Annotated in this window: 7 protein-coding genes; all 7 read left to right on the forward strand. The window is 66.9% G+C overall.

From position 1 onward, the window contains the following. A partial coding sequence (locus LPW29_RS14460) for an ABC transporter ATP-binding protein (RefSeq protein WP_338018710.1) occupies positions 1 to 755 on the forward strand: 755 nt, incomplete at its 5' end. Continuing rightward, positions 752 to 2,590: an ABC transporter permease gene (locus LPW29_RS14465; protein WP_238628599.1), complete on the forward strand. Its 1,839-nt coding sequence runs from the start codon at positions 752 to 754 to the stop codon at positions 2,588 to 2,590. The genes LPW29_RS14460 and LPW29_RS14465, both read left to right, overlap by 4 nt. Next, positions 2,580 to 4,292, forward strand: a complete 1,713-nt coding sequence (locus LPW29_RS14470; RefSeq protein WP_238628600.1) for a formylglycine-generating enzyme family protein — start codon at positions 2,580 to 2,582, stop codon at positions 4,290 to 4,292. Before LPW29_RS14465 ends, LPW29_RS14470 begins: the two co-directional genes overlap by 11 nt. A gap of 29 nt (positions 4,293 to 4,321) precedes the next feature. Next, complete coding sequence (locus LPW29_RS14475; protein ID WP_238628601.1) at positions 4,322 to 4,966, forward strand: glycine zipper domain-containing protein; 645 nt, start codon at positions 4,322 to 4,324, stop codon at positions 4,964 to 4,966. Next, a complete protein-coding gene (locus tag LPW29_RS14480; protein WP_238628602.1) occupies positions 4,963 to 5,505 on the forward strand; it encodes a hypothetical protein in 543 nt (180 codons plus the stop codon). The genes LPW29_RS14475 and LPW29_RS14480 overlap by 4 nt, the downstream gene beginning before the upstream one ends. Continuing rightward, the gene (locus LPW29_RS14485; protein WP_238628603.1) at positions 5,502 to 6,656 is read left to right on the forward strand and encodes a S41 family peptidase; all 1,155 of its coding nucleotides are present in this window, start codon (positions 5,502 to 5,504) and stop codon (positions 6,654 to 6,656) included. Before LPW29_RS14480 ends, LPW29_RS14485 begins: the two co-directional genes overlap by 4 nt. Positions 6,657 to 6,724: 68 nt before the next feature. Beyond that, positions 6,725 to 7,766 (forward strand): hypothetical protein (locus LPW29_RS14490; RefSeq protein ID WP_238628604.1); only part of this gene is annotated, 1,042 nt, incomplete at its 3' end.

Consider the following 7,766-nt stretch of genomic DNA (forward strand, 5'->3'; position numbering starts at 1 on the left):
ACGCTGCCGTGCCCATGATCCGGATCGCAGGCCTTGGCAAGGACCGCTCCCAGGGAGGGAGTGTGTTCACCCTGGAGGTGCCGGCGTTCTCGGTGGAACCCGGTGAACTGGTGGCCGTGGTGGGAGCCAGCGGTTGCGGCAAGAGCACCTTGCTGGACATGCTGGCTCTGGTCATGGCCCCCACCCGGGCAGAGGCGTTTCACTTTCACGCCGTTGAGGCAGGTCCCGAACACGACATCCGCCGTCTCTGGCGCCTTGGCGATGAGGCGAGCCTGGCGGCGTTGCGCCGGGATCATCTGGGTTATGTGTTGCAAACTGGGGGCCTGCTGCCATTTCTCAGTGTGCGGGAGAACATCGAACTGTCTTCCAGAATCCGCGGCTGTGGCCCTGCCGGACGACGGCTGCACGAACTGACCGAACGTCTGGGTCTTGAGGGTTGCCTGGACCGCATGCCCTGCGCCCTGTCGGTGGGTCAGCGTCAGCGGGTGGCCATTGCCCGGGCGCTGGTGCACGCCCCGAGACTGGTGCTGGCCGATGAACCCACGGCGGCCGTGGACAAGGCCCGTGCCCGGGCGGTGATGGCCGACCTGGAGGCGCTGGCCCGGGATGAAGGCGTGGCGGTGGTCCTGGTGACCCATGACGTGGATCTGGTGAAGGGGCATGCCGACCGCACCTACACCTTCGATGTGATGCAGACCTCGGAGAATGCCACCCGCTCCACCTGTTACCCCCTTCAGGAAGGGGCGGCCGCATGAAGCCTCCGTCCGCGGCGCACCCCATCAGACTCATACCCGGGTTGGCCGCTTCCCACCTTCGTCACGACTGGATCCTCACCCTGTGCCTGGTGGTGGCCCTGGCGGCGGTGATCGCGCCCCTGCTGGTGCTGATGGGCCTCAAGAGCGGCACCATCGAGACCCTGCGTGAGCGGTTGGTGGAAGATCCGGTCTACCGGGAGATCCGTCCCGCCCATACCCGGGAGTTCGCGCCGGAATGGTTCGAGCAGGTGGCCCGCTGGCCCGGGGTGGATTTTCTCACCCCCACCATCCTGCCGCTGTCCTCGGTGCTCCAGGTGGTCAACCCCCACGGCGGTCGCAGCGAATTGTTTGATCTGATCCCCACCGGGCCCGGTGATCCGCTCCTGCTGGAGAACGGTGCCCGCATCCCCGGCGATGGACAGGTGGTGCTCTCGGCCGAGGCGGCCCGGCGCATGGGGGTGGGCGCCGGAGATGCGCTGCAGGTCAGGGTCACCCGCACCCGGGGGACACGCACCGAAGAGGCCCGGGAGACCTTCCAGGTGCTCTCCGTGCTGGATGCCCGCGCCGGCAGCCTGCCCCGGGTGTACGCGCCCCTGGATCTGGTGGTGGATGTGGAGGCCTACAAGGAGGGCTACGGGGCGCCGGACCGTGGCTGGGCCGGGGATACGCCCGAACCCTTTCTGAGTTTTGACGGCGCCATCCTGCTGCTGGAAGACCCCCTGGATCCCATTGCCCGCACCGGTCTGATCATCAACACCGGATTTGCCCGCCTTGCCGACGCGGATCGGGAGCGCGTTCGGCAACGCACGGGGGTGACCGTGCCCGGGTCACTCACGGCCTACGATGTCTTCACCCCCGGCAGCGCGGTCACCGTCTCCAACCTGCGGGCCATCGAGCAGAAACTGCGTGGACGTGAGGCCGTGGTGTTGCCCTACGTGGACCCCATCCCGCTGGCAGACGCCCAGGGCCGTGAGATCGCGCTGGCCGGGTTGTCGCTGTCGCCCCGGCAGGCCCGCCTGCTGGATGTCCCCGCCACACCATGGGGCGGCTTCTCCGGGCGCGCCGCGCCAGGGGATGAACTCACCTCCGTGCTGGTGCCTGCGGGTCATTCCCGGGAGCCCTTGCACGTGGTCAGTGCCGGGGCGCAAACCCTCACGCTCAGCCTCGACGTGGTGGGTGCGGGGGGCTGGCAGCGGCCGGTGGTGCCCGTGGAATTGCTGGGCGTGCTGCGCACGGGTGTGCAGCGCGCCCTGACCCATCGATCGGATACGGGAGGCTTCGAGATGGCCCGGGGGGGCTATCGGGGTTTTCGCCTCTATGCCCAAAGCATCGACGACGTGCCCGAGCTGGCCGAACGCCTGCGCGAGCAGGGCCTGGAATTCGTGGCCCAGGTGGAGGCCATTCAGCGCATTCAGATCCTGGACGAGGGCCTGGGGCGGCTGTTCTGGCTGATCGCCCTGTTGGGCATCAGCGGTGGCACGGCCGTGCTGGTGGCCAGCCTGTACGCTGCCGTGGAGCGCCTGCGGCGTGACCTGGGCGTGTTGCGGCTGCTGGGTCTGGCCCGCTGGCATGTCTTCTTCTTTCCCGTGGCCCAGGGGGTGATGATCGCAGCCCTGGGCCTGGCGGCCGCCCTTGGGGGGTACGCATCCCTGGCCTGGGCCATCAATCGCACCTTTTCCAGTGAACTGGCGCCTGGCGAGCGGTTCTGCACCCTCCCGGGTGAGCAGATCCTGCTGGCCATTGTCGCCACCCTGGCACTGGCGGTGCTTGCCTCGCTGGTGGCCGCCTGGCGGGCCACCCGCATCGATCCGGCGGAGGCCATCCGTGAACATTAGTCCGCTTCTCCAGTGCCTTCGATACCCCCGATTCGGCCACTGCCCGGGCCGCCTGGGGCGTGTCCTTGTCTGCCTGGCCTGTTTGCTGGTGCCGGGGGCGGTCCTGGCCGAGGTGCCGGCCCAGTCGGTATTCAACCCGCGTCCTGCGGCCGGGGATCTGGTCCTGCCCATGCCCGATGGCGCGCAGATGGTGTTTCGACACGTGCCGGTGCCGGGGCAGGGTTTCTGGGGCGATCGGGACCGGGTGATTCAGATCGGCGATGCCACCGGGGGCATCTTCGAAGGGCTGCAACGCACCCAGATCAGTGGCTCTTTCCCTCGCGAGGACGGCAGCTGGTATCTGGTCCTGGCCAAGTATGAGCTCACCCGGGCCCAGTATGTTGCCGTCATGGGCCTGGACACCCTGCTGGAGACCAGCGGCGATCCCCAGGTTCAGCAACTCCCGCAGCTCAGGGGCCGGGAACTGCGCGATGCCCTGATGCAGCCCCTCACCTATGTGAGCCACCAGGATATCCAGGCCTTCCTGCGGGCCTATAACCAGTGGCTGTTTGACGCGGATCACCCGGAACGTCGCGCCGATCTGCCCCGGGTGGACGGCGTGCCCGGTTTCATGCGTCTGCCCACCGAGGAGGAATGGGAGTACACGGCGCGAGGGGGCGTGCCGGCCCTGGAGGCCGGGAGTTTCAATGATCGCCTGCCGTTTCCCGCTCGCCAGATGAATGAGCATGCCTGGCACTTGGGCAATGCGCGACACGAACTGCGCCCGGTGGGGCTGCGCGAGGCCGATGGCCTGGGCTTTCATGACCTGCTGGGCAATGCCCAGGAGATGACCTCCGGGTTGTTCCGCCCGGAGATCTGGCAGGGCAAGCCGGGCGGCGTGGCGGTGCGTGGCGGCAGTGTATCCACCCCGGCCTCGGAACTGCGCAGTTCGCTCCGGGCGGAACTGGACGTGTACGCCTGGAACGCGGATGGGGAATACATGGAGGAACGGCGCTCCTTCAACACCGGGGTGCGGCTGGCCATCGGCGCCAATGTGCTGGTCAGCTCCGCCCAGCAGGCGCGCATCGAAGAGGAATACGAGGCCTATCGTGAGGACCTGCGCCGCACCATGCCAGTGGGCCGTACCCTGGATAACCTGGTGGCCCAGGCCTCGGTGCAACTGGGAACCGTGGACCCGATTCTGGATCGCCTCATGGCGCAAAACCCCGACCTGGTGGAGCCGTTGCGGGCCGTGCAGGCGCAGATGGACCGGGCCCGGGAGCGGCTGGAACTGGCGCAGCGTGAGAGTGCCCGCAGCCTGGCCCAGGATGCCGCCCGCAACGGGGTGAACCTGAGTGTGTACCTGTCGCGCCTGGCACGTCTGGACGACACCCTGGAGCGGGCCCGTCGGCTGGCCGAGATCTCCACCCGCTATCAGGATCAGGTGGATGCCGTGGAGCGCTCCATGCACGACCTGGAAGTGGCCGCCGGGGAGCAATTGCGGGGCTATCAGGACAAGATTGCCGAACTGGGGGACTACGAGCCCCAGTACATCGAACACGCCTTCCAGGTGCTGGATGCCGCGGAGTTGCCGCCCCGCGAGCGTCTGGTGATGGACGTCCTGCGTGAGCACGTGGAGGTGTTCAGCGAGCAGCGTCGCGGAGATCCCCAAGCCTGGATGCAGGATTTCCGTGAGCGCTTTGAAGGCTTTGAGGACAATTGATCACCACATCCCTGCAGGGGGCAAAGACCATGAAAATCACGAAAACCACTCTTCCCATCATCCTCGCCGGTGCCCTGGTCTCCGGGTGTGCCCATATGGATGACACGGATCGCACCCGCACCGAAGGCACGGCGGCCGGCGCCTTGCTGGGTGGACTGCTGGGTTATGCCGTGGACAAGGAGCGGGGAGCCATGATCGGCGGCCTGCTCGGTGCCGGGGCCGGTTATGTGGTGGGTAACGAGGTGGCCAAGCGCAAGAAGGCCTATGCCACCACGGAGGACTTTCTGGACGGCGAAGCCACCCGGGTGGCCGAGTTCAACACCACCACGGCGGCCTATAACCAGGAGATGAAGACCGAGATTGCCGCCCTGGAACGGGAATCCCGAGACCTCAGGGCCCGTTACGATGCCGGTGCCGAGGACAGGAAACGCCTGGAGGCCCAGCGTCAGGATCTGCAGCGCCAGCTGGCCCGCAGCGAGAAGCTGGAAAAGGCCCTGGAGGAAGAACTGGAGGTGCAGGAAGCCATTCTCGCTGAAGAGGTCAAGGGCCGGCCCGCCGATGATCCCTACCTGGCGCGCCTGGAACGAGAGGTGGCCGAATTGCAGGGCAACCTGGAGGAACTGCGTGAAGGCAGCAGCCAGCTGGCCCGCATCGATCAGAGGCTGTCGGTATGAAACGCATGACACTGACGGTGGCTGTGATGGGCACCCTGGGGCTGGCTGGCTGCGCCACCACCACGGACCCCCGCGAGGGAGGGCTGCTGGGAGGCATCCAGGGAATGGGCAGCGGTGCCTACGATCAGCGGGTGCAGGAGCGCGAGGATCGCCTGGAGCAATTGCGCCAGGCCCAGCAGGAACTGCAAACCGAACGGGAGGACCTGGAGGCCCGCAAGACCCGTCAGCGCCGTGAGGTGGCGCTGGAACGGGAGCGTCTGGCAGCCCTGGATCGTGACGTCACTGGCCTGAGCCGTCAGGTGGAAAGCCTGTCGGATCGGCATGGCGAGGAGGATCAGCGGGTGCAGGCATTGCAGACCCGCCTGGATGATCTTCGCGGGCGCATGAACACCCAGCAATCCGCCCTGGATGCCCTGGAAGGTAGCGGGATGGGGGACGCGGAGACGGACCTGCGCCGACGACAGCTGGAAGAGCAGCGCAATGCCCTGCGAGAGGAATTCGATCTGCTGATGGAACTGTCACTGGACCTGGCCAGATGAGGCGACTGGCCGGTGGGCTGCTGGCCCTGCTGCTGGCGGCCTCTGGTGGGGCCGCCGCACAGACACCTGTACCGCTGGACGAAATCCGCGACCTGCTACGTGAGCAGTCGTTCGAGCCACCACCGGAGAGATCGCTTGCGGCGCTCCGGGCCGATGACCTGAATTCAAGCCTGGCAGACGTGGACCCCTATGCGCGCCATTTCTCCTCCCAGGAGGCCGCCCGGCAGGATCGGGACCAGCGCGCCTGGACCGGGATCGGCGCGGATGTCCGTTTTGAGGGCGATCAGGTCTGGTTGCAGGTCTACCAGGGCGGGCCGGCCCACCGTGCCGGATTGCCCGGTCGGGTGCGGCTCCTTGAGATTGACAGGCAGCCGGTGGCGGGGCGTGAGGTCAAAGAGCTTCTGCAATCCCTGCGTGGTGAGTCCGGCTCCCCACTGGTGCTGACATGGCAGGCCGGGCGGGAGATGCCGGCGCATACGACCACACTCATCCGCGAGCGCTTCAGGCCCCTGGATGTGGAACTGGTCGAGCCCTGGAGCCAGGGTGTGCTCCGGGTACGGGATTTCCTGGCGGGTCGCACACGACCGGCGCTGATGGCCACCCTGGAATTCATCGAGCGATCCAATCCGGGTGCGGGCGACGCGGGATCGCCGCTGGTCATGGACCTGCGTGATGCCGTGGGCGGGGATCTCTACGAAGCCCTTGACCTGGCCGGACTGTTCCTGCCGCCCGGGACGCCGCTGGGAAGCCTCATGGCCAGGGGCGGGCAGGTGCGCGACTTTCAGGCCCCCAGGGGCGACAAGCTTGTCATGCCGCTGGTGTTGCTGATCGGGCCGGAAACGGCCAGTGCGGCAGAGGTGTTTGCGGGCGTCCTGCAACATCATGGCCGCGCCTACCTGGTGGGGCAGCCCACCTTCGGGAAATGCAGCTCCCAGACCGATCGGCGGCTGTCGGATGGCTCGGTGCTCAGGTTCACCAACCGGGAGGTGCTGCTCCCCGATGGCCAAAGCTGCAGTGGTCGCGGCCTCACGCCGGAGATGGTGGTGGGCGACAGCGTACTGCGGGATCTGTCCCGCCTCATGTCACTGGCCATGGCCCTGCAGGCGGGGCGTGGTGTGGTCGGCACGGGGCAAGAGGCCGTTGTTCAATGAGGCCTGGCCGATCGCGCCAGGCGCGTCGCGTGGGCCGATATCAGTCGATACCAGGTGGGGAGAAACACATGCAAGTCAGGGTGCGTTGCAGGATACACAAAGGGGGCAGGTTGCTGGTCATCGTCGCGGGCCTGTTGGGTCTTGCGCTGGCCTTGCCGGCCTGGGCAGGCAGTACCACCGCCCTGGGAGGCCTGCTGAGCTACGAAACACCCCCGGGCTGGCGGGTGATGACGGATCGTGATGAACAGTTCCGGCTTCAGGCGGATGGCCGGCAGGCCATGCTTCGGGTCCGAACGGGGCGGCAGGGGCGTGAGGCCTCCGCGCTCAAGGATGTGCTGGCCCAGGTGCCCGAGTCCCAATCCGATGAGTTTCTGGGGGTGGCGGCCCGACTCTACAGCAGTGACAGTGGTTCCGGATCCTTTGTGCAAGGCCCCATGTGGGTCTATGTGCTGGAGTCCTGCCTCTTCCAGGGGCCTGCACCGTCTCCCATCGTGGTGGAGTTGGCCGCCACCGAATCCTGGTGGCACGACAATGATCCACGGGATCTCTGGCGTCACATGCACCTGAATCTGCCGGAGGATGTTCGGCCCTGTCCCGAGGCGATCGGGCCCGGCACCGAATGGCATTTCAGCAGCCCTGCCGTTGTGGCCTATCGGGTACCCGAGGGCATGAATACCTTCCGCAATCGCGCTGCCGCCCACCTGCGTGATGATGAGGGCATGCCCAATGTGAGCATCGGCTGGGATGCACTGAGTGTCGACCAGGAGTTTCAGTTGAGCGGTTCAATGGGCATGGGCTTTGCGGAACCACCCCGGGTATTCGAGGGCGAGATGCTGGGCCATGCGGCCTGGATATTCGAAGGCCGTGGGGCCTCCGACGACCGCTGGTGGCATCGACGTGTCGCCCTGCTCAAGCAGTGTCTTGCCGATGGACAGCCTGTCCTGGTGCGGGCCCATGCCGACGATGCCTGGATGCAGACCCATGGCCATTTCGATGGGCTCACCGACAATGCCTGGCTGTTCATGCCTGAAGACGCAGTACCGTGTGACCCGGGGCTGCTGCAGACGGCCCTGTCGCAGGTGGAAGCGGAACTCGCGGCCCCCGCCAGCC

The organism is Ectothiorhodospira sp. 9100 (assembly GCF_022227565.1).
Lineage (GTDB): Bacteria > Pseudomonadota > Gammaproteobacteria > Ectothiorhodospirales > Ectothiorhodospiraceae > Ectothiorhodospira > Ectothiorhodospira marina.